21 protein-coding genes and 1 riboswitch are annotated in these 25965 nt (G+C 69.9%); of the genes, 2 read left to right on the top strand and 19 right to left on the bottom strand.

The features are described 5' to 3' along the window. Positions 1-3: 3 nt before the first annotated feature. Positions 4-615 (bottom strand): DUF2567 domain-containing protein, encoded by a 612-nt coding sequence (locus AB0J91_RS16660; protein ID WP_363869286.1) that lies wholly within the window; start codon positions 613-615, stop codon positions 4-6. A 194-nt stretch (positions 616-809) separates the two neighbouring features. Here AB0J91_RS16660 and AB0J91_RS16655 point away from each other — a divergent pair, with 194 nt between their 5' ends. Beyond that, positions 810-2780, top strand: coding sequence for an arabinofuranosyltransferase (locus AB0J91_RS16655; protein WP_363869283.1), 1971 nt, complete (start codon positions 810-812; stop codon positions 2778-2780). A 32-nt stretch (positions 2781-2812) separates the two neighbouring features. Here AB0J91_RS16655 and AB0J91_RS16650 read toward each other — a convergent pair whose 3' ends face one another. The 6 genes from AB0J91_RS16650 to dnaE form a co-directional block, all read right to left on the bottom strand. Further along, positions 2813-3739: a hypothetical protein gene (locus AB0J91_RS16650; RefSeq protein ID WP_363869280.1), complete on the bottom strand. Its 927-nt coding sequence runs from the start codon at positions 3737-3739 to the stop codon at positions 2813-2815. A gap of 111 nt (positions 3740-3850) precedes the next feature. After that, positions 3851-4495, bottom strand: coding sequence for a response regulator transcription factor (locus tag AB0J91_RS16645; protein ID WP_363869277.1), 645 nt, complete (start codon positions 4493-4495; stop codon positions 3851-3853). Then, positions 4492-5673, bottom strand: a complete 1182-nt coding sequence (locus AB0J91_RS16640; RefSeq protein ID WP_363869274.1) for a sensor histidine kinase — start codon at positions 5671-5673, stop codon at positions 4492-4494. The genes AB0J91_RS16645 and AB0J91_RS16640 overlap by 4 nt, the downstream gene beginning before the upstream one ends. 41 nt (positions 5674-5714) lie before the next feature. Continuing rightward, a complete protein-coding gene (locus AB0J91_RS16635; RefSeq protein ID WP_363869271.1) occupies positions 5715-6962 on the bottom strand; it encodes a cytochrome P450 in 1248 nt (415 codons plus the stop codon). A gap of 147 nt (positions 6963-7109) precedes the next feature. Beyond that, positions 7110-8327: a cytochrome P450 gene (locus AB0J91_RS16630; RefSeq protein WP_363869268.1), complete on the bottom strand. Its 1218-nt coding sequence runs from the start codon at positions 8325-8327 to the stop codon at positions 7110-7112. Positions 8328-8432: 105 nt separating this feature from the next. Beyond that, on the bottom strand, positions 8433-12017 hold the full coding sequence (gene dnaE, locus AB0J91_RS16625; protein ID WP_363869265.1) for a DNA polymerase III subunit alpha: 3585 nt from the start codon (positions 12015-12017) through the stop codon (positions 8433-8435). A 197-nt stretch (positions 12018-12214) separates the two neighbouring features. Between dnaE and AB0J91_RS16620 the strand changes: the two genes are divergently transcribed. Continuing rightward, positions 12215-13156 (top strand): AsnC family protein, encoded by a 942-nt coding sequence (locus AB0J91_RS16620; RefSeq protein WP_363869437.1) that lies wholly within the window; start codon positions 12215-12217, stop codon positions 13154-13156. Positions 13157-13245: 89 nt separating this feature from the next. Here the strand turns inward: AB0J91_RS16620 and AB0J91_RS16615 are convergent, their stop codons facing one another. The 12 genes from AB0J91_RS16615 to ftsZ all read right to left on the bottom strand — a co-directional run bounded on the left by AB0J91_RS16615 (position 13246) and on the right by ftsZ (position 25753). Further along, positions 13246-13530: a hypothetical protein gene (locus tag AB0J91_RS16615; protein WP_363789170.1), complete on the bottom strand. Its 285-nt coding sequence runs from the start codon at positions 13528-13530 to the stop codon at positions 13246-13248. A 143-nt stretch (positions 13531-13673) separates the two neighbouring features. Continuing rightward, positions 13674-14558, bottom strand: a complete 885-nt coding sequence (locus tag AB0J91_RS16610; RefSeq protein WP_363869434.1) for an RluA family pseudouridine synthase — start codon at positions 14556-14558, stop codon at positions 13674-13676. Between the two features lie 41 nt (positions 14559-14599). After that, a complete protein-coding gene (lspA, locus tag AB0J91_RS16605; RefSeq protein ID WP_363789324.1) occupies positions 14600-15109 on the bottom strand; it encodes a signal peptidase II in 510 nt (169 codons plus the stop codon). Positions 15110-15333: 224 nt separating this feature from the next. Next, positions 15334-16656 (bottom strand): aminotransferase class V-fold PLP-dependent enzyme, encoded by a 1323-nt coding sequence (locus AB0J91_RS16600; RefSeq protein ID WP_363869262.1) that lies wholly within the window; start codon positions 16654-16656, stop codon positions 15334-15336. Positions 16657-16690: 34 nt separating this feature from the next. Beyond that, a riboswitch (SAM riboswitch) is annotated at positions 16691-16806 on the bottom strand. A gap of 120 nt (positions 16807-16926) precedes the next feature. Continuing rightward, entirely contained in the window at positions 16927-20079 is a 3153-nt protein-coding gene (ileS, locus tag AB0J91_RS16595) for an isoleucine--tRNA ligase (protein WP_363869259.1), read from the bottom strand. A 256-nt stretch (positions 20080-20335) separates the two neighbouring features. After that, the gene (locus AB0J91_RS16590) at positions 20336-20752 is read right to left on the bottom strand and encodes a hypothetical protein (RefSeq protein ID WP_363869256.1); all 417 of its coding nucleotides are present in this window, start codon (positions 20750-20752) and stop codon (positions 20336-20338) included. A 96-nt stretch (positions 20753-20848) separates the two neighbouring features. Further along, complete coding sequence (locus tag AB0J91_RS16585; RefSeq protein WP_132675130.1) at positions 20849-21691, bottom strand: DivIVA domain-containing protein; 843 nt, start codon at positions 21689-21691, stop codon at positions 20849-20851. 51 nt (positions 21692-21742) lie between these two features. Continuing rightward, positions 21743-22030, bottom strand: coding sequence for a YggT family protein (locus tag AB0J91_RS16580; protein WP_093413156.1), 288 nt, complete (start codon positions 22028-22030; stop codon positions 21743-21745). 20 nt (positions 22031-22050) lie between these two features. Further along, positions 22051-22707, bottom strand: a complete 657-nt coding sequence (gene sepF, locus AB0J91_RS16575) for a cell division protein SepF (protein ID WP_363789165.1) — start codon at positions 22705-22707, stop codon at positions 22051-22053. Between the two features lie 71 nt (positions 22708-22778). Beyond that, positions 22779-23513 (bottom strand): YggS family pyridoxal phosphate-dependent enzyme, encoded by a 735-nt coding sequence (locus AB0J91_RS16570; protein ID WP_363789164.1) that lies wholly within the window; start codon positions 23511-23513, stop codon positions 22779-22781. Next, the gene (pgeF, locus tag AB0J91_RS16565) at positions 23510-24223 is read right to left on the bottom strand and encodes a peptidoglycan editing factor PgeF (RefSeq protein ID WP_363869253.1); all 714 of its coding nucleotides are present in this window, start codon (positions 24221-24223) and stop codon (positions 23510-23512) included. The genes AB0J91_RS16570 and pgeF overlap by 4 nt, the downstream gene beginning before the upstream one ends. A gap of 72 nt (positions 24224-24295) precedes the next feature. Continuing rightward, positions 24296-25753 carry a cell division protein FtsZ gene (gene ftsZ, locus AB0J91_RS16560; RefSeq protein WP_363869250.1) on the bottom strand — a complete coding sequence of 486 codons (1458 nt, stop codon included), beginning with the start codon at positions 25751-25753 and terminating at the stop codon, positions 24296-24298. Positions 25754-25965 lie beyond the last annotated feature (212 nt).

Below are 25965 nucleotides of genomic sequence, written 5' to 3'. Positions count from 1 at the left end.
CCCCTACTTCAGACGTCTTCCCAGGTCGTCGAAGCCGTTCCAGGACGTCGCGATGCCGTAGCCGAGGGAGAGCGCCAACGGCATGGCGACCAGCACCCACATCGTGGTGATCTCCGGGGCGACCGTGATCAGGTCGCCGAGCTGCGGGTTCGGCGGCATCGGGTAGAGCCCGGCCGCGAGCGAGCCGCCCATCTGGATCCCCAGCCAGGACGCCACCAGCGAGCCCAGCACACCGCCGATGAGCAGGACCGGGCCGCGCCTGCCGCGAATCCGCCACAGCACCGCGGCGGTGAGCAGACCGGCGGCGAAGGCCAGCAGCGTGAAGATCGCGATGCCGTCGAACTCGTGGTAGCTCTCCACCAGCAGCGGGCTCACCGTGCCGCCACGCCCCAGCACGCTCTCCTGCGGAGGTGCCAGCCGCGACCACAACCAGCCCATCGGCAACCCCAGCAACGCGATCAGCGAGATCGCGCTGATCGCCGGCAGCAGGTCGGCCTTGACCACCACCTTCGGACTGGGTGGCGTCAGGACCGAGAGCAGCGCGGCCTCCTCGGGCTCGATCCGCTCCGGGAGAGCACGCGTCGTGCCCGGATCGTCCACTGGGCTGTCGGACACCCGCCGACCTCCTCCTCGCGTTCGCCGCCACCGGCCCGGCTTGCGAAATTTTCCGGTCACCATAGCGTTTCTTCGCACCCCTCCCAGTCACCCGATGGACGGGCGCGGTGCGCACATCAACTATTCTGCGCGAGCCCTCATGTCGGCTACGCCGAAGGACGAGTGAAGTGGTGGGAATCCTGCCGTCTCCCCAGTTGACCGGACCGAGCCCGATCGACGAGCCGCGGCAGAACTCGGCCGTCCGGCTCCCGCTGCGCAACACCGTAGCCGAACTGGTCGCCGGTTCCGCGGTCGCCGCAGTGGTGAGCTTGGTGCTGCAGTTCGCCGCCGCGCGGCTGAGCATCAGCGAACCCAGCTACGCGCCCGAGGCGCTGACCATGCTCAGCAGCGGTCTGGTCCTGGCAGCCCTGTTCGCGCTGCTGGCGTTCGGATACCGCGCCACGCGCATCGGCCGCTGGGGCAAGCTCGCCGCGACCTGGGTCGCGCTGAGCGCCTTCAGCACGTTGTCGCTGGCCATCCCGTTGCAGTCCTCGCGCTTCTACTACGGCGGATCGTCCACCGACAACGGCTTCCGCATGCAGTTGATGACGCGCATGGCCTCGACGCTGGGCCTGGCCGACATGAACTACGCGGAGACCGCTCCCTACTACCCGAGCGGCTGGTTCTGGCTCGGCGGCCGCTTCGCCAACCTCCTGGGCTGGGAGGGCTGGGCGGCCTACAAGCTCTACGCGCTGTGCTGGGTCGCGGTGACTGCTGTCGTGGCGTTCACGCTCTGGAGCGTGGTGCTGCGTCGCCGGCTCGCGCTGCTGGCCGCCGTCGTGACCGCGCTGTCGGGCATGCTGCACGGCATCGTGGAGCCCTACGCCTGGCCGTCGGCCGCGTGGCTGGTGCCGGTCGCCGTGCTGGCCTGGCGCTCGCTGCGGACGACCGAGGGCACACCGCGCTGGACGCTGATCTGCATCGGCGGTTACGTCGGGTTCGCCGCGATCACCTACACGCTGCACTTCGGCTTCGCCGTCGTGATGATCATGCTGATGGCGCTGATCACCGGCGTGCGCCGGGTCCGCCAGGGCGCAGGCGTGGGACCGGTGGTCAAGCAGCTGTTCCTGCGGCTGCTGCCGATCGGCGTGGTCAGCCTGCTGATCGCGCTGATCGTGTGGCTGCCCTACGTGCTGTCCACCGGCTTCCTGCTCAACAACCCGCGCAGCGCCGCGCAGCACTACCTGCCCGAGGACGGCGCGCTCCTGCCGGTGCCGATGACCGAGGCGACCGCGTTCGGCGGACTGTGCCTGGCGGGCTTCGTGTGGTTGTTGCTGCGCTGCCGCCACAGCGAGATCGCCGCTTCGATGCTGGCGATCGTGCTGGCGATCTACGGCTGGTTCGCCCTGTCCACGCTCGCCCTGCTGGCCAAGACGACGCTGCTGGCGTTCCGGCTCAACGTCGTCCTGGACCTGACGCTCGCGGTCGCCGGCGTGCTCGGGCTGCTGGAGCTCATCGGCTACCTGCGGCGCAGGATCGACCCGCGGTACGCGGTGCAGATCAGTCTCGTCGCCTGCGCGCTCGGCCTGGTCGGCGCGGTGAGCGTCACCCAGGAGGCGATCAGCGACAAGCTCCTCGCCAACACCGAGCAGGCCTACACCGACTACTACCCGACCGGCGACAACGCCAAGGGCAACGAGGATCCCGGGCAGCGCGGTTCCTGGTTCGACGACGAGATCCGCGCGATCGCCTCGCTCACCGGCCGCGAGCCCGACCAGAACGTGCTGCTGAGCACCGACTACAAGCTCATGTCCTTCCAGCCGTACTGGGGTTTCCAGCAGGAGACGCCGCACTACGCCAACCCGCTGGCCGACTACGACGACCGGGCGGCCGAGATCGAGCGCTGGACCGAGGCCAAGAGCAGCGACGAGCTGCTGCGGATGGTGCGCGGCTCGAAGTTCAAGAGCCCCAACGTGTTCATCCTCGACAACCCGCAGAGCCGCTACTCCGACGTGGAGGCCCCGCCGGAGCACGAGGGCGATCTCGCCCTGCAGCTCAAGGGAGACTCGTTCCCGCAGAACCCGAACGTGCGCGACTACCACGTCTACTTCGACCGCGAGCTCTTCGACTCCCCGGCCTTCGTCAAGCGCGACGTCGGCCCGTACACGATCATCGCGCTGCGCTGATCCGGCGGCCGGGCACGGCCTTTCGAGGACGTTCATCGGACGACCTCCACCGCGGACCGTGCCCGGCGGAACCGGTAGTGCATCGCGGCGGCGGCGAGCGCGACCGACCACAGCGGCCACAGCACGATCGGCAGCCAGACCAGCGGGTGGTTCGGGATACCGGGGCTGTCGGCGAGCACCTGCAGCACCAGCAGCCTGCTGCCCGCCAGCATCAGCACGGCGACGAACAGCGCGGGCAGCACCGCCATCCGCACCGGTACCGGCCTGCCCGCCAGCCCGACCATCCAGCGCGGGAAGCGCTCGCCCCACGGGCGGATCAGCCCCCAGGTCAGGACGGCACCGCCCGCAGCGGCCGCCGCGAGCCCGAGACCACCTGCGGCGCTGGTGTTCTCCATCGACAGGCCGGGGAACCCGGTCGCCATCAGCACCCGGCTCACGGCGTACGCCAGCGGCACGGCGATGGCGATCCACGTCCACAGCCGCCCTCGGCCCGACCTCGTCGCTCCGCCGCCGCACGCCGCCTGCTCGATCCAGGTCCACAGCATCGTCACCACCAGCGCGACGACGACCAGCTGGAGCACCAGCGCCACCGACAGGTACTTCCGCAGCGGATCGGGGTCTCCCGCCAGCGCCGAGACGAGCAGGAACGGTAAGTACCCGACAGCGGCCAGCACGCCGGGGCCGAGCAGCACCAGCAGGCCGACGATCGAGGCCGTCCGCAGCGGGACGGCAGCGCGGCCCGCGGACACCAGCGCGGTCGCCGCGGTCACCGCACCGATCACCGCGACCACCAGGTTCGCGGCCGGCTGCGGCAGCAGGGTCAACGCGGAGGCGAAGAGGTCGGACGGGTCTGCCATCGGGCTGACCGCACCGGTGATCGCGCACACCGACGCGACCAGCACCAGCAGAGCACCACCGACGAGGACGAAACCTCGTGCGAACTTCCGTTGTTCAGTCATGACGGCAATGGTCGTGATTCCGGCGGCGCGCGACCTCCACCACGACGAAGAGACCTTCTCCTCCTCGCGGAGGAGATTTCGGAGACCTCGCGGACGATCCGCGAGGAGCCCTCAGACGACGCCGTTGTCGTAGGCCCAGATGACCGCGTGCAGCCGGTCGCGGACGTCCAGCTTGCGCAGGATGGCCGCGACGTGGGTCTTCACCGTCGTCTCCGCCAGGTGCAGCTCGGCGCCGATCTCGGCGTTGGACGACCCGCGCGCCAGGGCCGCGAGCACGTCCCGCTCCCGGCCGGTCAGCGAGTCCCAGCGCGGATCGGGACCGCGCGGCGCCGCCCGCCGGGCCACCTCCAGCAGGGTGCGAGTGGCGCGCGGCGAGACGATCGAATGTCCCTTGTGGACTTCCCGCACGGCGGCCGCGACCTCCTCCCCCGGCGTGTCCTTGGTGAGGAAACCGCCCGCGCCCGCCCGCAGCGCGGCGAAGAGGTTCTCGTCCAGGTCGAAGGTGGTCAGGATCAGCACCCGGGTCTCCGGCTGCTCGGCGCTGATCAGCTCGGTCGCGGCGATGCCGTCCATCCCGGGCATCCGGATGTCCATCAGCACCACGTCGACCCGGTGCCTCCGGCAGGCCTCCACCGCCGCCGAACCCGAATCCACCTCGGCCACGACCTCGATGTCCTCGTGCAGGCCGAGCACGATCCCGAGCGCGGAGCGGATCAGCTCCTGGTCGTCGGCGACGACCACGCGGATCGCGGTCACCGCTCCCCCAACTCGAACTCCGCCCGCACCGTCGTGCCCGCACCGGGCTCGCTGCGCACCACGAATCGCCCTCCGATCTGCCGCATCCGCTCGGCCATCCCGACCAGGCCGTACCCACCGCGCGCGGTGAGGTCGTCGGTGGTCCCGGGGCCGTCGTCCGTCACGATCACGGTAAGCCGCTGCGGTTCCCAGACCAGGCAGATCCGGCACCTCACCTCCGGGCCGACGTGCTTGAGGGCGTTGGTGACCGACTCCTGGACCACCCGGTACACCGCGTGCCGCTCGGCGGTTCCGAGATCGTGCCTGGTCCCGGAGCTGCGCAGCTCCACGTCCGTCCCGGCCTGGCGGAAGGAACCGATCAGCGAATCGAGATCGCGGTCCTGGTCCCCACTCACCGGGTCGTCACCCGAACGCAGGACTCCGAGCATCCCGCGCATCTCCTGCATCGCGTCGCGCCCGACCTCCAGCGCGGTCGAGAGCATCTCCCGCGCGCGTTCGGGATCGCGGTCGAACAGCACGCGCGCGGTGTCGGCCTGGGTGAGCACGACCGCCAGCGAGTGCGCCGCCACGTCGTGGATCTCGCGGGCGATCAACCGCCGCTCCGCCGCGATCGCCGCGCGCACCTGCTCCTGCCGCAGCTGCTCGGCGCGCTCGGCGTTCTCCTCCAGCGCGCGCACGTAGGACACGCGGATCCGCCGGTACCGCCCGAGCGCCCACGCCGAGAGCACCGAGGCGACCGCGACGGCCCCGAGCACGACCGGCGGCGCTCCGGTTCCCGGGAAGCTCACCACCGTGCGGGCCACCACGAGCGCCGAGCCGATCAGCCCGCAGGCCACGGGAAGCACCTGGTGGTCGGTGTGGGCGATCACCGAGTACAGCAGCACGGGGTAGATCGCCGTGAACGGCAGCAGCACGGGCGGGACGCCACCGGGCAGGTCCGGCAGGACGACGAGCGCGAGCATGCAGGCGCTGGCCGGCGGCAGCGTCGCGAAGGGCCGGATCCTGCGCAGCGCCACGCACACCGCGAGACCGATCAGCGCGATCACCGAGGCGATCCACAGCCACGGTGCCGCACCCCGAAGCGCGCTCAGCGACGCGCCGGCGGCGAGGACCAGCACGAGCGCGGCCGCGACGCCGTCGAGCGCCAACCGCTGGTCGAGCCGCCACGAGGTGAGCATCGGCCCACCGTAGGCGCGTGGGGACGAGCCCCACCTCCTCCTCACGGATGAGAAGCCGGGCGGACCGGGAGCGCGCGGAGCCCGTGGATGAGGCTGGAGTTGCGGCGGCCGAGCTTCTCCGGCGAGGTGGCCGGCGTCAGGTCCGGGAAGTGCGCGACCAGGCCGCGCAGCGCGATCTGCGCCTCCATCCGGGCCAGCGGGGCGCCGAGGCAGAAGTGGATGCCGTGCCCGAAGGCCAGGTGCCCCTGGGCGTCCCGGGAGATGTCGAACGAGTCGGCGTCCGGGAAGCGGTCCGGGTCGCGGTTGGCGGCGGCCAGTCCCGCCCAGACGAATTCGCCTGCGGGGATCTCGGTTCCGCCGATCGTGATCGGCTCGGTCGTGAAGCGGAACGTGGTGTGCATGAGCGGGCCGTCGAAGCGCAGCATCTCCTCCACCGCGCCTTCCACCAGGTCCGGGTTCGCGCGCAGCGCGGCGAACTGGTCCGGGTTGGTCAGCAGCGCCAGGACGCCGTTGCCGATCAGGTTCACCGTCGTCTCGTGACCTGCCACCAGCAGCAGGAACACCATCGAGATCAGCTCGGGCTCGCTGAGCCGGTCCTCATCCTCCGACACCTCGATCAACGCCGTGAGCAGGTCGTCACCGGGGTTCTCGCGCTTGGCGGCGAGCAGTTCGGTCAGGTACTTCGACATCTCGCCTGCGGCCTGCACGGATGCCTCCGCGTCGAGGTCGTCGAGCAGCCGGTTGGTCCAGAGCCGGAAGTCGTCGCGGCGGCTCTCGTCGACGCCCAGCAGCTCGCAGATCACCCGGATCGGCAGCGGGAACGCGAACGCGTCCAGGACGTCCACTTCGGACCGACCGGCCATCGCGGCCAGCAGTTCCTCGGTGATCTGCTCGATCCGCGGTCGCAACGACTCGATCCGGCGGGCGGTGAACGCCTTGACCACCAGCTTCCGCAGCCGCGTGTGGTCCGGCGGGTCCATGTTGAGCATGTGCATGTCGAACCCGCCGCCGGCGAACCTGCCGTCCTCCGACTCCGACGGGTCCGGCCGCTCGGCGCCGGGCGCGATGCGGTCCATGACCAGCCGGAAGATGGTCTGCGCGTCCTTGCCCAGCCGAGGATCGGCCAGCAGCGCGCGGGCGTCGTCGTACCGGGTCACCACCCAGACCGGCAGGCCGCTCTCGTTGACCAGCCGGTGCACCGGTCCGGCGGCTCGCAGCTCCGCGTAGCGGGCGTGCAGGTCCTGCGCGAACCCGGCGTCGAAGGGAATCGGGTCGGTGTGCGCCGTCATGGAACCCCCATCCGTGATTTGTGAGAGCGCGTTCCTGAACCGCGTGCGAGCCGCGAGCCGCGAAGGCCACACGCAGAACGAGTCCGGGAACGGGTTCTGCGACCAGTAAACCGCGCGCGCACCGACCCTCGCCGGGCAAACGGGGAACTACGCCAACCGGACCGGCAGCCGCTGCAGGCCGTGGATCAGCGTGGAGAACCGCCATTCGACGTCGTCGAGCTCCCCGGCCGCGCTCAGCCCGGGGAAGCGCTCGGCGAGCTGGCGCAGCGCGATCTGCGCCTCCATGCGGGCGAGCTGCGCGCCCAGGCAGAAGTGGATGCCGTGCCCGAACGACAGGTGCCCGTGCGGGTCGCGGCCGATGTCGAACCGCTCCGGCTCCGGGAACTTCTCCGGGTCGTGGTTGGCCGAAGCCAGGCCCACCCACACGATCTCGCCGGCCGGGATCTCCACGTCACCGATCAGCACGGCTTCGGTGGTGTGCCGGAAGGTCCCGTGCATCACCGGGCCGTCGAAGCGCAGCACCTCCTCCACCGCGCCGGTCACCAGGCTCGTGTCGGCGACCAGCGCCGCCCACTGCTCGGGGTTGCGCAGCAGCGCCAGCACACCGTTGCCGATCAGGTTCACCGTGGTCTCGTGACCTGCCACCAGCAGCAGGAAGACCATCGAGATCAGCTCGCCCTCGCTGAGCCGGTCCTCGTCCTCCGACACCTCGATCAACGCAGTGAGCAGGTCATCGGCCGGGTTCTGGCGCTTGGCGGCGACGAGCTCGACCAGGTAGGCGGCCATCGCGGTGCCTGCCTGCTCCCGCGATTCGTCGTCGGAGGCGTCCAGCAGGGTGTTGGTCCACTGCCGGAAGTCGTCGCGGCGGCTCTCGTCGACGCCCAGCAGCTCGCAGATCACCCGGATCGGCAGCGGGAACGCCAGCGCGTCGAGCAGTTCGACCTCTGTGGACCCGGCCATCGCGTCCAGCAGTTCGGCGGTGATCTCCTCCACGCGAGGCCGCAGCGACTCGATCCGGCGAGCGGTGAACGCCTTGACCACCAGCTTCCGCAGCCGCGTGTGGTCCGGCGGGTCCAGGTTGAGCATCTGCTCGCTGAGGTCGTCGCTGTTGAAGGGCCGACCGGTTCCGCCGGCCTTGGCCAGGATCACCTCGCGACTTCGGCGGAAGTCCTTGGCCAGCCGCGAATCCGTCAGCGCCGCCTTGACGTCGTCGTGTCGCGTGATCGTCCAGACCGGCAGGCCGTGCGGGGTGATCATGCGCTGAACCGGTGTGGCGGAACGGATTTCGCCGTATCGGTCGTACAGGTTCGAGACGAATGCGCTGTCGAACGGCACGGCGTCGAGGTGCGCCTCAGTGGTGGACATGGAGTTTCCTTCGGGTAGGCGGGGAGAACCCTCAAATCCAGTGAACACCGTTCACAACGGCTTGTCACACCGGACTGAGGGCGCTCTCAGCGCAAACCCGACGAATCACGCGACTTCGAAGCAACCCGCCCCGAGCAGCCCCTTGAGCTCGCCCTGCAAGCCGTTCTCCGTCGACACGAAGAAGTCGCTCGACAGCGCCAGACGCGTCGTCCCGCGCGGGCTCTGCAGCTTCAGGTGCACCGGAGTCGTCCCGGAATGCGCCTGCAGGGTCCGCTTGAGCTCGTTGACCAGCGACTGGTCCACCCTGCCCACCGGCACCTTGATCACGAACGCCGAATCGCCGCCCTGATCGGTCTCGGCCGCCGAGATGTCCACCGGGACCGCGTCGGAGGCGAAGATGCTGATCGTGCCCTCGCGCTCGTTGATGCGGCCCTTGACCGCCAGCGCGGTGTCCTCCACCAGGCAGTCGGCGAACATCTCGTAGGACTTCGGGAAGAACAGCACCTCGACCGAGGCGTCCAGGTCCTCCAGCGTCACGATCGCCCACGGGTGGCCGCTCTTGTTGATGCGGCGCTGGATCCCCGAGATCATCCCCGCGATCTTGATCTGCTCCTTGCCGCCGGACTCCCGCTCACCGCCGACGAGCTCGGCGATCCCGGTGTCCTGGTACGGCGCCAGCAACCGCTGCGCACCGTCGAGCGGGTGCGCCGAGACGTAGAGGCCCAGCATCTCGCGCTCGTAGGCGAGCAGCTGCTTGCGCGGCCACTCCTCGTCGGTGAACTGCAGGTGTGCCAGTGGTGATGAGGATTGAGCGGTCTCGGCGTCGTTCTCCGCGCCGAACAGGTCGAACTGGCCCATCGCCTGCTGCCGCTTGAGCCCGATCACCGCGTCCACCGCGGCTTCGTGGTGCTGCGACAGCGACATCCGGGTGTGCTGCAGCGAGTCGAACGCGCCCGCCTTGATCAGCGATTCGATGACCCGCTTGTTGCACGCCAGGATCTCCGACTTGTCCAGGAAGTCGGTGAACGAGGTGTAGCGCCCCTGCTCCTCGCGGCTCTTGACGATCGAGGCCACCACGTTCGAACCGACGTTGCGGATCGCGCTCATGCCGAAGCGGATGTTGCCGGAGACGGCCGCGAAGGTCTCCTTCGACTCGTTGACGTCCGGGGACAGCACCTGCACGCCCATCCGGCGGCATTCCGCCAGGTAGACGGCCATCTTGTCCTTGTTGTCACCGTTGGAGGTCAGCAGCGCGGCCATGTACTCGGCCGGGTGGTTGGCCTTGAGGTAGGCCGTCCAGTACGCCACCAAGGCGTAACCGGCCGCGTGCGACTTGTTGAACGCGTAGCCGGCGAACGGCAGGACCGTCGCCCACAGCTTGTCGATGGCCTCGTCGGAGAAGCCCTGGTCGCGCATCCCGGCCTGGAAGCCCTCGAACTCCTGGTCCAGGACCTCCTTCTTCTTCTTGCCCATCGCGCGACGCAGGATGTCCGCTCGACCGAGGCTGTACCCGGCGACCCGCTGCGCGATCGCCATGATCTGCTCCTGGTAGACGATCAGACCGTAGGTCTCGGCCAGGATGTCCTTCAGCGGCTCGTCGAGCTCCGGGTGGATCGGCTCGACCGGCTTCTTGCCGTTCTTGCGGTCGGCGTAGTCCAGGTGGGCGTTGACCTCCATCGGGCCCGGCCGGTACAGCGCGTTCGCCGCCACCACGTCGCCGAACTCGGTGGGCTGCATGCGCTTGAGCAGCTCGCGCATGCCGCCGCCTTCGAGCTGGAACACGCCCAGGCTCTCACCGCGCGCCAGCAGCTCGTAGGTCTTGGCGTCGTCGAGCGCGAGCTTGGAGAGGTCGATCTCCAGGTCGTGGTTCTCCTTCACCATCTCCAGCGCGTCGCCGAGGATGGTGAGGTTGGACAGACCCAGGAAGTCCATCTTCAGCAGGCCGATGGCCTCGCACGACGGGTAGTCCCAGCCGGTGATGATCGAACCGTCGTCGCGCGCCCACAGCGGCACCGTGCCCATCAGCGGCTGCGAGGACAGGATCACCGCGCAGGCGTGCACACCGGCGTTGCGGATCAGGCCCTCCAGCCCGCGCGCGGTGTCGAAGATCTGCGACACCGACGGGTCGGTCTCGATCAGCGCGCGGACCTCGGCCGCCTCGGTGTAGCGCTCGTGCTGCGGGTCGACGATGCCCGACAGCGGGATGTCCTTGGCCGCGATCGGCGGCGGCAGCGCCTTGGAGATCTTGTCGGCGATCGCGAAGCCCGGCTGTCCGTGGTGGACGCGGGCGGCGTCCTTGATCGCCGCCTTCGTCTTGATCTTGCCGAAGGTGATGACCTGGGCGACCTTGTCACGGCCGTACTTGTTGATCGCGTACTGCAGCACCTCGTCGCGACGGCGGTCGTCGAAGTCGAGGTCGATGTCGGGCGGGGAGTCGCGCTCCGGGTTCAGGAACCGCTCGAAGATCAGGCCGTGCTCCAGCGGGTCCAGGTTGGTGATGTGCAGGATGTAGGCCAGCAGCGATCCCGCGGCCGAACCACGCCCCGGTCCGACGTGGATGCCCTGCGACTTCGCCCACCGGGTCAGGTCCCCGACCACCAGGAAGTACGCGCAGTAGCCCTTGGTGTCGAGGACGTCGAGCTCGGTCTTGATCCGGTCCAGGCACTCCTGGCTCGCGCCGTCCGGGTAGCGCGTCGGCAGGTACTGCTCGACCTCGGCCTCCAGCAGCTCCCGCTCGGACTTGCCGCTGCCGTCGGTGACGCGCGGCATCCGGTCCTGGAAGGACCAGACGTCCTCGTAGGACTCCACCATCTCGGCGACCAGCAGCGTGTTGTCCGCCGCGCCCGGGACCTCGGCGTCCCAGTACGCGCGCATCTCCTCGGCGGACTTGAGGTAGTAGCCGTCGCCGTCGAACTTGAACCGGCTGTCGTCGGACAGCGTCTTGCCCGACTGCACGCACAGCAGCGCGCCGTGCGAATCGGCCTGGTCGACGGTCACGTAGTGGCTGTCGTTGGTGGCCAGCGGTTTGAGATCGAGCTCCTGGGCGATCTTCAAGAGCCCCTCGCGCACGGACCGCTCGATCGGCAGCCCGTGGTCCATCAGCTCCAGGAAGAAGTGGTCCTTGCCGAAGATGTCCCGGTAGTCGGCCGCGGCCTGCAACGCCTGGTCGTACTGCCGCAGGCGCAACCGCGTCTGCACCTCGCCGGACGGGCACCCGGTGGTCGCGATGATCCCCTCGGCGTGCTCGCTGATCAGCTCCCGGTCCATGCGCGGCTTGCGGTACATGCCCTCGAAGCTCGCGCGGCTGGACAACGTGAACAGGTTGCGCAGGCCGGTGGCGTTGCGGGCGAACATCGTCATGTGCGTGTAGGCGCCCGCGCCCGAGACGTCACCGCCCTCGCCGAACTCGTCGGTGCCGCGCTGCTTGGCCTCGCCCCAGAACACCGGCTTCTTGTGGAATCGGTTGTGCGGCGCCAGGTACGCCTCGATGCCGATGATCGGCTTGATGCCGGTCCTGCGCGCCTGCTGGTAGAACTCGTCCGCGCCGAACATGTTGCCGTGGTCGGTCATCGCGACCGCGGGCATCCCGAGCCGCTGCGCCTCCGCGAACAGCGCACCCACCTTCGCCGCACCGTCGAGCATGGAGTACTCGGTGTGCACGTGCAGGTGAACGAAGGGGTCGACAGACACGGAGAAGTCCTCCTTCGCGGCGGTGTTCGAGAGCTGCCAGCCTAACTCCGGGCACCGACGTCACCGCCGATTCGCCGTGGCGTTGCGCGGAGTTCCACGCACCCGGCGTGTCGCAGATCATGCGCAGGTCGGCGTCGGTGTCGCAGAACTCGCGCCTCACCACCACGCGCCAGCCCGACCGGGTAGCGTGGGACGACGTGACTGGCCCTGATCCCGTGGATGTGCGCCTGCTGAGCGTCGTGGCAGAGATGGGCCGAGCGGCGGTCCCGGACATCGCCGGGCGGCTCGGCATGGACGTGCGCGACGTCGCGGCGCGACTCGCCGCGCTGTCGACCACCGGGCTGCCCCTGATCGTCGGGGTCGAATGCGATCAGCAGGGCATCCGCAACGCCGTCGCCGCAGCTCAGCAGTGGGCTGCGCAGAACGCGGCCAGCGGTCCGCATCCGGTGGCGCCCGGTCAGTACACCGGCCCGCACCCGATGTCCGGCCCGTACCAGGTCTCGGGCCCGCACCAGGTGTCCGGCCCGTATCCAGTCTCCGGTCCGTACCCGGTCTCCGGGCCCTACCAGGTCTCAGGGCAGCACCAGGTCTCCGGTCCACATCAGATGCCCCACCCGCAGCAGCCGGTCGCGCCGACGCCGCCGATGAGCACGTGGGGGCCTCCCGGCTCGGCCGCGTGGGCTCGCGGTGATCAGCCGGCCGCTCCGGCACCCGCCCCGACCGGCAAGGTCGGCACCAAGCTGGACGTCCAGGGCGTGTCCGGCGAGCAGATCAGCATCCAGCTCATCGAGGTCGTCGACCCGGCGGACTTCCTGTTCACCGCAGCGGGGTACGAGCTCCAGCCCGGTGAGCGCTCCGTCGTGGTGCACACCGAGTTGACCAACAAGGGCCAGGTCCCGTTCGCGTCGCTGCCCGACATGTACCTGGAACTGGTCACCAAGGACGGCTCTCCGGTGGCCAAGGCCCCGGTGTCGATGTCGTCCCGCCCACCGCACCGGATGGGCGTGCAGCCCGGCGAAACAGCCGGTGGTCACACGGTTTACGTGCTCCCGGAGTCCACCGAGCTCTCGGCGGTCCGCTGGACCCCGCAACCGGGCGACCAGCAGCGCACGCTGCTCTGGGACATCACCGACCTCTAGGGACCGTGCGAGGAGCGCGGCGCAGCCGCTGCTTCAGGCGAGAACCGCTGCGCTCTCCCCTTCGCACCGCCGAGCGGAGCGAGTGCGAATCAGGAGTCGCGGCGGAAGAAGTCCAGCGGGTTGCGCCTGGACTTCTCGGGACGCTGCTTGCTGCGGTACTGCAGCGTCGGCCAGTCGCCGGCGTCGTTCTTGGGGAGTTCGGGCTCGGGCTCGCCGATCACCGAGGGCGTGGCCGGGCCGACGTCCTGGGCGCTGATCACCTCGCCGAGGCTGTTCAACCCCTCCGGCGGGGTGTCCAGATCGGCCTGCGGGTCGATCACCGGCATGCCGCGTGGCGGGGTCGGCGTGTCCGATCCCTGAAATTCCTGAGCCATCGGACCCCCTTCGTCGCACGATCCGATCACCACGGTACCTGGTTCACGAGCTGTTCTCGCGGAGGAACCGCTGTTTCAGGTGCAGGTCTCAGCCGGCACCGCCACGGGTTCTCCAGCCGCTTCGTCAGCGGAGCGACCAATTCCTAGCCGTCCTGATCGCGCAACTCGTCCAGCGCGCTCTGCAAGTCTTCCGGGTACTCGCTCTCGAACTGCACCCAGCCTCCCGACGGGTGCTCGAAGGACAGGCTCCGCGCGTGCAGCCACTGCCTGGTCATGGCCAGGCGCCGGGCCAGCACCGGGTCGGCGCCGTAGGTGAGGTCGCCGACGCAGGGGTGCTTGATCGCCGAGAAGTGCACCCGGATCTGGTGGGTGCGGCCGGTTTCCAGCTTGACGTCGATCAGCGAGGCGGCGCGGAACGCCTCCACCGTCTGGTAGTGGGTGATGCTCGGCTTGCCGCCGGTGACCACCGCGAACTTGTAGTCGTGCCGGGGGTGCCGGTCGATCGGGGCGTCGATGGTGCCCCGGCTCGGGTCGGGCAGGCCCTGCACGACCGCGTGGTAGCGCTTCTCGACGGTGCGCTCCTTGAACGCGCGCTTGAGCACCGTGTAGGCGTGCTCGCTCTTGGCCACCACCATCACGCCGGTCGTTCCCGCGTCGAGGCGGTGCACCACCCCCTGGCGCTCGGCCGCGCCCGAGGTGGCGATCTGCACGCCCGCCGCCGCCAGGCCGCCGACGACGGTCGGGCCTTCCCAGCCGGGGCTGGGGTGCACGGCGACGCCGATCGGCTTGTCGATCACGACGATGTCGTCGTCCTGGTGGAGGATCTTCATGCCCTCGACCGGCACGGCCACCACCTGCAGCGGCTGCTCGGCGGCCGGCAGGGTGATCTCCAGCCAGGAACCGGCCATCAGCCGGTCGGACTTGCCCGCCGGGCTGCCGTCGACCAGCACGTCACCGGCCTCGGCGAGTCCGGCCACGGCGTTGCGGGACAGGCCGAGCAGCTTGGACAGGCCCGCGTCGATCCGCATGCCTTCCAAGCCCTCCGGCACGGGGAGGTTTCGGAGTTCGCTCACGACTTGCCGGCCTTCTGCTTGCGGTGGACCGTTCCGTCGAAGTCGCGGCCCAGCAGCGACAGCAGCACCACGAGGATGCCGCCGCAGGTGATGCAGCTGTCGGCGACGTTGAACACCGGGAACACCTGGCCGCCGGGCGCCAGGAAGGACAGGAAGTCCACCACGTGCCCCTGCAGCGGGCCGGGCGCCCGGAACAGCCGGTCGCCGAGGTTGCCGCAGGCACCGCCGAGCACCAGGCCGAGGCCCACGGCCCAGCCCGGCGAGCGCAGCTTCGGCGCCAGCCACACGATCACGCCGACCACGGCGATGGCGAGCAGGGCGAGCAGCCAGGTCAGGCCGGTGGCCATCGAGAACGCGGCACCGGGGTTGCGCAGCACGTCGAGGTAGAACAGGCCGCCGAGCACCTTCACCGGCGGGTTGCCCTCCAGGTTCGCGACCACGGCGATCTTGGTCACCACGTCCAGGGCCAGCCCCACCGCCGCCACTCCGAACAGCAGCGCCAGCAGCTTCCCCGACCCGCCCTTGCGGGCGCCGGAGGCCGGGTTCGACTCGGCGGACTCCGACGCGGAGGCCGCCTGCTCAGGAGGTGGGTGCTCGGTGCTCACCCCGTCATTGTCCCCGACCCGGACGACCACCGGTGCACCAGGACCACCGGTCGAATTTCGCGCGAAGTTCGACTCCCGAAGTTCGAACTCGAATTTCGCGCGAAATTCGAATCCCGCACCCTCGTTCAGGGCAGGAACGGCGGGAGGGGGCGGTGGTCCTCGGTGGGCTCCCAGCGGCCGTCCACCTGCCGGTAGGTCGCTGCGGGACCGTCGCTGACCAGGGATTTCAGGGCCTCGACGAGGTGGTCGACGTGTTCGGTGGTGGTGCCGAGGCCGATGCTGACGCGCAGCGCGCGTTCGGCGTCCGCGCCCGCTCGGGCCAGCAGGTTCTTGGTGCCCAGGTGAGCGCAGAACAGTCCGTCGCGGACTCCGATGGCGTGCTCGGCCGACAGCGCGGCCGCGATCAGGCCCGGGTCCTGCCCGTCGATGGTGAAGCTGACGACGCCGACCCGGTCGTGCCCGGTGCCGAACAGGCTCAGCTCGCGCAGCCCGGGGATCTCGGCCAGCCCCGCGCGCAGGCGCCCGAGCAGCGACGACTCGTGCTCGACGACGCCCTCCCAGCGGGTGGCGAAGGTGCGGCAGGCGGTGGCCAGGGCGTGCACGCCGACGGTGTTGGGCGAGCCGGCCTCGTGCCGCTCGGGTCCGGTGGTCCAGCTGACCGCGCGCTCGTTGACCGCGCGAGTCGCGCCGCCCCCGGCGAGGTGGGGTTCTGCGGCGTTGAGCCAGTCGGCGCGGCCGATCAGGGCTCCGGCGCCGAAGGGGGCGTAGAGCTTGTGACCGGACAGGGCGGCGTAGTCGACGTCGAGCTCGGCGAGGCGGATCGGGCGGTGCGGCGCGAGCTGCGCGGCGTCCAGCACGGTCCGGGCTCCCCTGCGGCGCGCCACGCGGGCGAGCTCGGCGACCGGCCACAGCTCGCCGGTGACGTTGCAGGCCCCGGTCAGCACGGCCAGCCGCGGACCCTCCGGGCACTCGGCCAGCGCCGCGTCCAGGGCGGCGACCGCGTCGGCGGGCGTCTCGGGGGCGGGGATGCGGCGGACGTTGCGCCAGGGCAGCAGCGCGGCGTGGTGCACGGTGTCGAACACGACCACCGAGGTGCCGCGCGGCACGGCGGAGGCCAGCAGGTTCAGCGCGTCGGTGGTGTTGCGGGTGAACACGACCTCGTCGCCCTGGCGGGCCCCGACGAAGTCCAGCAGCACCTGGCGCGCGCCCTCGTAGACCCGGGTGCACACCTGCGAGGCGAACCCGGCGCCCCGGTGCACGCTGGCGTAGTACGGCAGCAGTTCGTCCACGGCGTCGCGCACGGCCGACAGGCAGGGGGCGCTGGCGGCGTGGTCGAGGTTGGCGTAGTTCGCGGTTCCGCCGGTGACCAGGGGAACCCGCAGTCCGGATCCGACAACGCCGGGAACGGCGACGGACTGGCTCGGAACATCGATGACGGCTGAAGACATCGCGACCCTCCCGGGGCCTCGAGGGCCCTCGGCGGGCCCGCGCTTGCCGAGCCGCACTGCGCGATCGGCCAGGTCTTCACCCGGGGCACCCCACCGCGGTAGGAGGGTTGCCGGCCAGCAAGCCGGGGCTTGACGCTGGCACTCATGACCTTCGCGGTGAAGGCTAGCGCCTCGCCGCGCTCGACGACAACGCCGTCCCACTTGGTGGGCACGGCGTGCGAACGAGGCCCCGGGAGCGGACTCCCGGGGCCTCGACGCGCGAAAGCGGGGTCAGACGCGGGAGACCGCGACCTTGACCTCCACACCGTCGCCGACGGTGCCGGTGGCGGCCTCGGCCGCGTCGCCGGGGTTGACCGCGTCGGCCAGGGTCTCGCCCGCGATGAACTCGCGGTGAGCCTCGACCGCCTCGACCACCTCGGCCGGGGCCTCGACGACGACCGTGATGCGGTCCGAGACCTCGAAACCGGCGTCCTTGCGGGCGTTCTGGATCACCCGGACGACGTCGCGGGCCAGGCCCTCGGCCGCCAGCTCCGGCGTGACGTCGGTGTCGAGCACGACCAGCCCGTCACCGCCCGGCAGCGCCGCCGCGGCACCGGAGTCGGTCGAGACCAGCCGCTCGGTGAACTCGCCCTCCTGCAGCTCGATGCCCGCGGCGACCACTGCGGACCCGCGGTGCTGCCAATCACCGGCCTTGACGGCCTTGATCACGGTCTGCACGTCCTTGCCCAGGCGCGGACCGGCCGCGCGGGCGTTGACCGCGATCTCGAAGTGACCGTGCGCGGCCACGTCGGTGCTCAGCTCCAGACCCTTGACGTTGACCTCGTCGCTGATCAGGTCGGCGAACGGGCGCAGCGCCTCGGCCTCCGGCGTGGCCACCACCAGCTTGGCCAGCGGCAGCCGGACCCGCAGCTTGTTGGACTTGCGCAGGGCCAGCGCCGAGGAGCACACCTGCCGCACCTGGTCCATCGCCGACACCAGCGCGGCATCGGCGGGCAGCTCGTCGACGAGCGGCCAGTCGGTCAGGTGCACCGAGCGGCCACCGGTGAGCCCGCGCCACACCGCCTCGGCGGTGAGCGGCAGCAGCGGGGCCACCACCCGGCAGGTCACCTCCAGCACGGTGTGCAGCGTGTCGATCGCGTCCTTGTCGCCCGCCCAGAACCGGTCCCGGGAGCGGCGCACGTACCAGTTGGTCAGCACCTCCAGGAACTCCCGCACGTTCGCGGTCGCGGTCGCCAGGTCCAGCGAGTCCATCGAGGACTGCACGTCGCCGACCAGCTCGTGGGTCTTGGCCAGCACGTAGCGGTCGAGCACGTGCTGGCTGTCGGTGCGGAACTCCCCGCTGACGCCCTCCGCGTTGGCGTAGAGCGCGAGGAAGTACCAGGAGTTCCACAGCGGCAGCACCGCCTGGCGCACCGCGTCCCGGATGCCCCGCTCGGTGACGACCAGGTCGCCGCCGCGCAGGATCGGGCTCGACATCAGGAACCAGCGCATCGCGTCGGAACCGTCGCGGTCGAAGACCTCGTTGACGTCCGGGTAGTTCTTCTTGGACTTCGACATCTTCAGCCCGTCGTGGCCCAGCACGATGCCGTGCGCCACCACGTTGCTGAACGCCGGCCGGTCGAACAGCGCCGTGGCCAGCACGTGCAGCGTGTAGAACCAGCCGCGGGTCTGCCCGTGGTACTCGACGATGAAGTCACCCGGGAAGTGGTGCTCGAACCACTCGGCGTTCTCCATCGGGTAGTGGACCTGCGCGAACGGCATCGAGCCCGACTCGAACCAGCAGTCCAGCACCTCCGGAACCCGGCGCATCGTCGACTTGCCGGTCGGGTCGTCCGGGTTGGGCCGGGTCAGCTCGTCGATCTCCGGGCGGTGCAGGTTCGCCGGACGCACCCCGAAGTCGCGTTCGAGCTCGTCCAACGAACCGTAGACGTCGGTGCGCGGGTGCTCGGGGTCGTCGGAGACCCACACCGGGATCGGTGAACCCCAGTACCGGTTGCGGGAGATGTTCCAGTCGCGGGCGTTCTCCAGCCACTTGCCGAACTGGCCGTCCCGGATGTGCGAGGGAACCCAGTTGATCTGCTTGTTGAGCTCGACCATCCGGTCCTTGAACTGGCTCACGGCCACGAACCAGGACGACACCGCCCGCTGGATCAGCGCGTTGTCGCAGCGCCAGCAGTGCGGGTACTGGTGATCGTAGGTCTCGTGGCGCAGCAGCAGTCCGCGTTCCTTGAGGTCGCGGGCGATGTGCTTGTTGGCGTCGAAGACCTGCACGCCCTCGTACGGCGGCACCTCGGCGGTGAACTTGCCGTGCGAGTCGACCGGCACCACCGGCACGATGTCGGCGGCGTCGGTGACGAGCTTGTCGTCCTCACCGAAAGCCGGTGCGATGTGCACGATCCCGGTGCCGTCGTCGGTGGTGACGTAGTCGGCGGCCAGCACCTGGTGGGCGTTCTCCCGGCCGGCGAAGAAGTCGAACGGCGGCTCGTAGCGGGTGCCCAGCAGGTCGGAACCCTTGTACCGGGCCACCACGCGGTCGGCGACGTCCTCGCCGAGCTCGCGGGCGTAGGCCGACAGGCGGGCTTCGGCGAGCAGGTAGCGCTCGGTGCTCTCGGCGGGCGCGACCAGCGCGTAGTCCACGTCGGGGTGCACGGCGGCGGCCAGGTTGGACGGCAGGGTCCACGGCGTCGTCGTCCACACCAGCGCGAGCGCGCCGTCGAGGTCCTTCCCCGGCGCGGTCAGGCGCAGGCCCACCGTCACCGCGGGGTCCTGGCGCGGCCGGTAGCCGTCGTCCATGCGGGTCTCGGTGTTGGACAGCGGCGTCTCGCAGCGCCAGCAGTACCAGAGGACCCGGTACCCCTCGTAGACCAGACCCTTGTCCCACAGGGTCTTGAACGCCCACATGACGCTTTCCATGTAGTCCAGGTCGAGCGTCTTGTAGTCGTTCTCGAAGTCCACCCAGCGCGCCTGGCGGGTGACGTAGTCCTCCCAGTCCGCGGTGTAGCGCAGCACCGAGGTCTTGCACGCCTCGTTGAACGCGGCGATGCCCATGTTGTCGATCTCGGCCTTCGAGGTGATGCCGAGCTGCTTCTCCGCCTCGACCTCGGCGGGCAGGCCGTGGGTGTCCCAGCCGAACCGGCGCTCGACCCGCCTGCCGCGCATCGTCTGGTAGCGCGGAACCGCGTCCTTGACGTAGCCGGTGAGCAGGTGGCCGTAGTGCGGCAGGCCGTTGGCGAACGGCGGGCCGTCGTAGAAGACGTACTCGTTGGAGCCGTTGTGGCCCGCCTCGCGCGCGTCGATGGAGGCGCGGAAGGTCTTGTCGTCGGCCCAGAAGTCCAGCACCTGGCGTTCGATCGCCGGGAACGCGGGCTGGGCCGCCACGCCGCGCTCGTCGGACGCGCCGAAGGAAACCTTGGGGTATGCCATCGCGGAGCTGCTCCTCGCAATGTGTCGTTGCCGCCCTGGAGGACGGGGACGACGTCCCGGACTCACCGGGCACCGCGGTACCACCCCGCTTGCCGATGGCGCGAACGCCGACGGCCACTCGATTGCCGGCTGTGACGGGCCGGACCCGTCCGGTTCTACTGAGGCGCCCGCGGGCGCCCGTTCTTCCGGAGGCTCCCCGGTGATGGCCGGATCAACGCCTGGTCTTCACAGAGTACCGGGATCTCGCCAGTTGTTTTCACCGGCTCCGGCCGGACTCCGCCGCGATCGTCGCGTTGGGCGCGCACCGGGCGCACGGCGTGAAGCCGAGCTCCCGAGCCTCCCCGAGCTCCAGCGGCAGCGTCTCCGCTTCACCGAGCCACTCGCAGGTCCGCACGTGGTAGCGCGGACGTTCGTCGACCACCACGACCTCGGCGTCCGGATCGGCCGCCTCGGCCGCGTTGCTGCGTTCCTCACCCGGCTCCGAGCCCAACGGCCGGGCCCGGGTGGTCTTCCTGCCCTTCCGGCGGATCCTGATCCGGTCGGCGATCAGCAGCGCCGCCCCGAGGGCGCTGGCCAGGACCGAGATCCACGCGAGGCCGGAGCCTCCGCCGAGCACGGCCGCCACCAACGTCGCGGCGGCCACCAGGACCAGCAGCAGAACGACCAGCAGCACTAGCTTTCCCGTCTCTCGCCGTTCCCCTCTCGACAGACACCGGCGGTGACGGGCCATGACCCATCACCGCCGGTGTGCCAAGTCTTGAACGGGGAATCAGCCCGCTTCGGCCGCCCTGGCCCCGAAGCTGTAGCTGGTGGCCTGCTGACCGGAACGGCTTCCGCTGCTGCTGCTCTCCGCTGGCGCGGCAGAGCCTCGGTCCTGCAGTTCGCGAAGCTGAGACTCCAGGTAGGTCTGCAGTCGAGTGCGGTACTCGCGCTCGAACGTGCGGAGAGTCTCGATCTTCTTCTCGAGGGCGTTCTTCTCGTTGGTGATGTTGCCCATCACCTCAGCGTGCTTGCGCTGCGCATCGCGTTCCAGGCTGGCGGCCTTGTCGCGCGCCTGCCGCTCAAGCGTTTCCGCCCGGGTTCGGGCGTCGTTGAGCATCGTCTCGGCTCGGGTCCGAGATTCGTTGACCATGCTGTCGGACTTCGAACGAGCCTCCGACAGCAGCTGCTCCGACTTCGTCCGGGCCTCGGACAACATGCCGTCGGCCTCGGCCTTGGCCTCACCGGTCAGCCGGTCGGCCATCTCCTGCGCGAGGCCCAGAACCTTGGCGGCCTGCACGTGGTGATCACCGCCCGGAGAGGTCTGCTCGGCAGCGGTCGGCGCCGGGACCGGGGTGAGCCGGCGCGGTTCCTCCGGTGGGGCGGCTGGGGTCGAGGCAGCAGCGGACGCAGCCTGGCTACGGGCGTCGTCCAGGTCGACCTGGGCCGACTGCAGCTGGGACTCCAGCTGCTCCACCTGGCCACGCAGGTCGTTGTTCTCCTCAACCAGCCGGGCAAGCTCGGCTTCAACCAGGTCGAGGAATGCATCCACCTCGTCCTCGTTGTAGCCCCGCTTGCCGATCGGAGGTTTGCTGAACGCGACGTTATGCACGTCGGCGGGGGTCAGGCCCACAAGATCACCTCACGCACTCCTTCGGCAGCTGCGGGTCGGTCGGGTTCCCCGTCACCCGGCCGGTTGCACCAGTCGCATCAGTATGAACACGACCAGCAGCAGCACCATAATCGATAGGTCCAGTCCGACGCCGCCGATCCGGACTGTCGGAATCACCCGACGCACCAACTTTACGGGTGGGTCGGTCACTGTGTAGATGCTCTCCAACGCGATTGCAACCCCCCCAACGGGTCGCCAATCGCGGGCGAACACTCTCACGAGTTCCACCACGATACGCGCCGTGAGCAGGAGCCAGAAGAAGAACAGAACGTAGAACAGGACGATCTGCACCGGGTTCACACCTTCAACTGTGCCACCACTCACCCGTAGTTGAAAAAGGCCCCCTCTGCTAGCCGTCGCTTGTCCTCCGCCGCGACGTCGACGTTCGGCGGTGAGAGCAAGAACACCCGGTTGGTGACCTTCTCGATCGAACCCCGCATCGCGAACGCCAGACCTGCGGCGAAGTCGACCAGACGCTTCGCGTCGGCCTCCTCCATCTCGGTCAGGTTCATGATCACCGGCGTGCCGTCTCGGTACTGCTCGCCGATGGTCCGCGCTTCGCTGTAGCTGCGCGGATGCAGAGTTGTGATCTTGCTCAAGTTGAACTGGGTGCCCGTGTCGGTCACCGCCCGCAGACGCGAAACGCTGTCACTTCGCGGCTGATCGTTGGGCAGAGTGCTGCGCGACGGCGTCTCGGACGCCCACTGCCGCCGCGGTCGCGGCGGCTCCCGGAACTCCTCGGCGTAGGACTCGGTCTCCGCGTCGGCTTGGAATCCGCCGCGGGTGCCCGCCGACCTGCGCCGGGGCACTGCCCGGTCGTCGTCGTACGCGCCCCGGTCGCCGTAGGTCGGACGGGAGTCGTACGCAGGACGATCATCGTCGTACCGCTCGCGGTAGGCGATCTCGTCCTCGTACTCGTCCACCTCGTCGGCCGGGACCATGCCGAAGTAGGCCTTCAACTTGTGCAGAGCGCTCATCGGCATGCCCTTCCTCTGCGGCTCCCTGACACCGAGCACGAGGTGGCCGGCCTTCGACCCCCTTTTGACGGCTACGGCGAGGTTAACCGCCGCCCACCGAGCAGCGCGGTTCCGACACGCACCCTGGTCGAGCCGTGGGCAACGGCACTTTCCAGGTCACCGGACATCCCCGCCGACACATCCACAGCTTCGGGGTGATCAATGCGCAAGCGCTCGGAGATCGACAAAAGTGTGTCGAACGACACAGCAGCGTCGCCACCGAGCGGAGCCACCGCCATCACTCCTCGCAACCGAAGACCGCTCGTTCGCGTGATCATGTCGGCGAGTCGGTGCACGTCCTCCGGCGCGCAGCCGCCCCTGCCAGTGGTTCCGTCCAAGCTGACCTGCACCAACACGTCCAAAGGGCGCTCCCGCTCGCCCGTTTCGAGGGCGTTGGCGGTCGCGCGGGAGAGAGCTTCGGCGAGCCGTTCGCTGTCGACCGACTCGACCACGTCCGCCCAGCGGGCCACCGCGCGAGCCTTGTTCCGCTGCAACTGGCCGACCATGTGCCAGCGCCGCGGGGCCTGCGGCCGAAGCTCGGCGAACTCCGCCACCTTGCCGCGCGCCTCCTGCTCCCGGTTCTCCGCGAAGGCCGACAGCCCGAGATCGGAGAGAAGAGCCACATCGGATGCGGGGAAGGTTTTGGTCACAGCGAGCAGCTCGACCTCTTCCGGAGACCGACCGGCGGCGCGGCACGCCTCCGCCAAGCGCTCCCGGACCTCCGCCAGCGACTCGGCCAGCTCCGCGCGACGTTCTTCGGGCGTCACGACTGCTCGTCCATCCAGATCACCGAGGCGAAGCGCCCGGTCTTGCCGTTGTCGCGGCGGTGGCTGAACAGCTCCCGGGTCTCCATGGTGCAGCGCGGGTCGACGCCGATCTTGGCGATGCCGATCTGCGCGAGCTGCTCGAACAACCCCGCCCGCAGATCGAGCCCGGTGGTGCCCTTGCGGGTCTTGCAGGCGCTGCCCGGCAGGTGCTCCTCCACGTCGGCCTGCATCTCCGGCGGCACCTCGTAGCAGGCACCGCAGGCCGCGGGCCCGATCAGCGCTTCCACCCTGTCGAGCCGGGCACCGGCCTCGCGCATCGACTTCAGCGCCGCGGGCAGGACTCCCACGCGCGCGCCCACGCGCCCGGCGTGCACCGCGGAGATCACCCCGGCCTCGGGGTCGCCCAGCAGCACCGGAACGCAGTCGGCGGTCAGGGCGACCAGCGCGAGCCCGGGCTGAGCCGTCACCAGCGCGTCGGAGGCCTCCACCGCCGCCGGCTGCGGGCCGTCCACGATGGTCGCGGTGCGGCCGTGGATCTGCTCCATCCACACGAGGTGGTCCTCGGGCAGGCCGATTCCCTCCGCGAGCTTGCGCGTGTTGGCCGCGAGCGCCTCCGGCGCGTCGCCGACCCTGCCGCCGAGGTTGAAGGAGTCGAACGGCGCCTTGGAGCTACCGCCCTCCCGCGTGGTGGTCACGCGCCGAATCCGCACTTGCCCAGCCTCCTGAAAAGAAAAATCGACACCGGGAACCCGCGGTCCCCGGTGTCGATTCTCGCTCATGCGTCAGCGCCGCATGAACGGCGGAATGTCGACGTCGTCGTCGGTGTCGTCACCCACCGGCACGGCCCGGTTCGGCAGCCCACCGGGGCGCGAGGCGCCGGTGGAGTGCGTCGGGTAGCCGCTGCTGGGGCGGCCGGGCACCGACGCGCCCTGCTGCCCGGTGGTCGAACCGTCTCCGCCGTAGGACCGCGGCTGCGGGCTCTGCTGCGGGCTCTGCTGCTGGCTCTGCTGCTGAAAACCGGTCTGCTGCGGCGTGGTCGGCTGCTGCGGAGCCGGGGGCTGCTGCTCTGTCTGCGGAGCCTCCGGAGCCGGTGCGGGCGCCGACTGCTGGACCGGCTGAGCCGGTGCCGGAGCCGGTGCCGGCTGCGCGGGCGCCGGAGCGCTCGGCTGCGCCGGGGCCTGCTGGGTCTCGGTGCTCTCAGGCGCAGCGGGCTTCTCGGTCCTCGGCGCGGGAGCCTCCGCCTCCTCGCTGCGACCGCCGACGCGCGTCGGTTCGAGCTTCTTGTGCGTCGGCGTACCGGAGTCGAACCCGGCGGCGATCACGGTGACTCGGACCTCGTCGCCGAGCGAGTCGTCGATGACCGTACCGAAGATGATGTTGGCCTCGGGGTGCGCGGACTCCTGCACCAGCGACGCCGACTCGTTGATCTCGAACAGACCGAGATCCGAACCGCCCGCTATGGCCAGCAGCACTCCGTGGGCGCCTTCCATCGACGCCTCCAGCAGCGGCGAGTTGATCGCCTTCTGCGCGGCTTCGACGGCTCTGCCATCACCCCTCGCCGAGCCGATGCCCATCAAGGCGCTGCCCGCTCCGGACATGACGCTCTTGACGTCGGCGAAGTCGAGGTTGATCAGACCCGGCGTGGTGATCAGGTCGGTGATGCCCTGGACACCGGAGAGCAGCACCTCGTCGGCCGAGCGGAAGGCGTCCATCAGGCTCACGCCGATGTCGCCGAGCTGCAGCAGCCGGTCGTTCGGGATGACGATCAGGGTGTCGCAGCAGTCGCGCAGCTCCTTGATGCCCTGTTCGGCCTGGGACGCGCGGCGCTTGCCCTCGAAGGAGAACGGCCGGGTGACCACACCGATGGTCAGCGCACCGAGCTTGCGCGCGATGTTGGCGACCACCGGGGCGCCACCGGTTCCGGTGCCACCGCCTTCACCGGCGGTCACGAACACCATGTCGGCGCCCTTGAGGACCTCTTCGATCTCCTCGGCGTGATCCTCGGCGGCCTTGTGACCGACCTCCGGCGCCGCGCCGGCACCGAGACCGCGAGTGAGCTCGCGCCCGATGTCGAGCTTGACGTCGGCGTCGGACATCAGCAGGGCCTGCGCGTCGGTGTTCACCGCGATGAACTCAACACCTTTGAGCCCGACCTCGATCATGCGGTTCACGGCGTTGACGCCGCCGCCACCGATGCCGACGACTTTGATCACCGCGAGATAGTTGTGCGGGGGCGTCATCGGATCCGCCTTCCTGATCGTGGCTGGTGTGCTCTCTGCATCGACCGCCGGGACGGCCGCTGAGCCGGTGCCGCCGATGCGGCTCCCCCTGGTCGTCGGCGCGGGATTCGACGTGCATCCGACCCCGTGCCCGGTCCGGACCGTAGGCGCGATCGCACCCTTGCGTCCAGCAGCCACGCCGGTTTCGGTAGCAGCAGTTCTGTGCTGTGCAC

The sequence above is a fragment of the Saccharopolyspora sp. NPDC049357 genome, from assembly GCF_040677225.1.
GTDB lineage: Bacteria > Actinomycetota > Actinomycetes > Mycobacteriales > Pseudonocardiaceae > Saccharopolyspora.
Note: the sequence above shows the minus strand (reverse complement) of the source record. Positions and strands in the feature narration are given on the sequence as shown.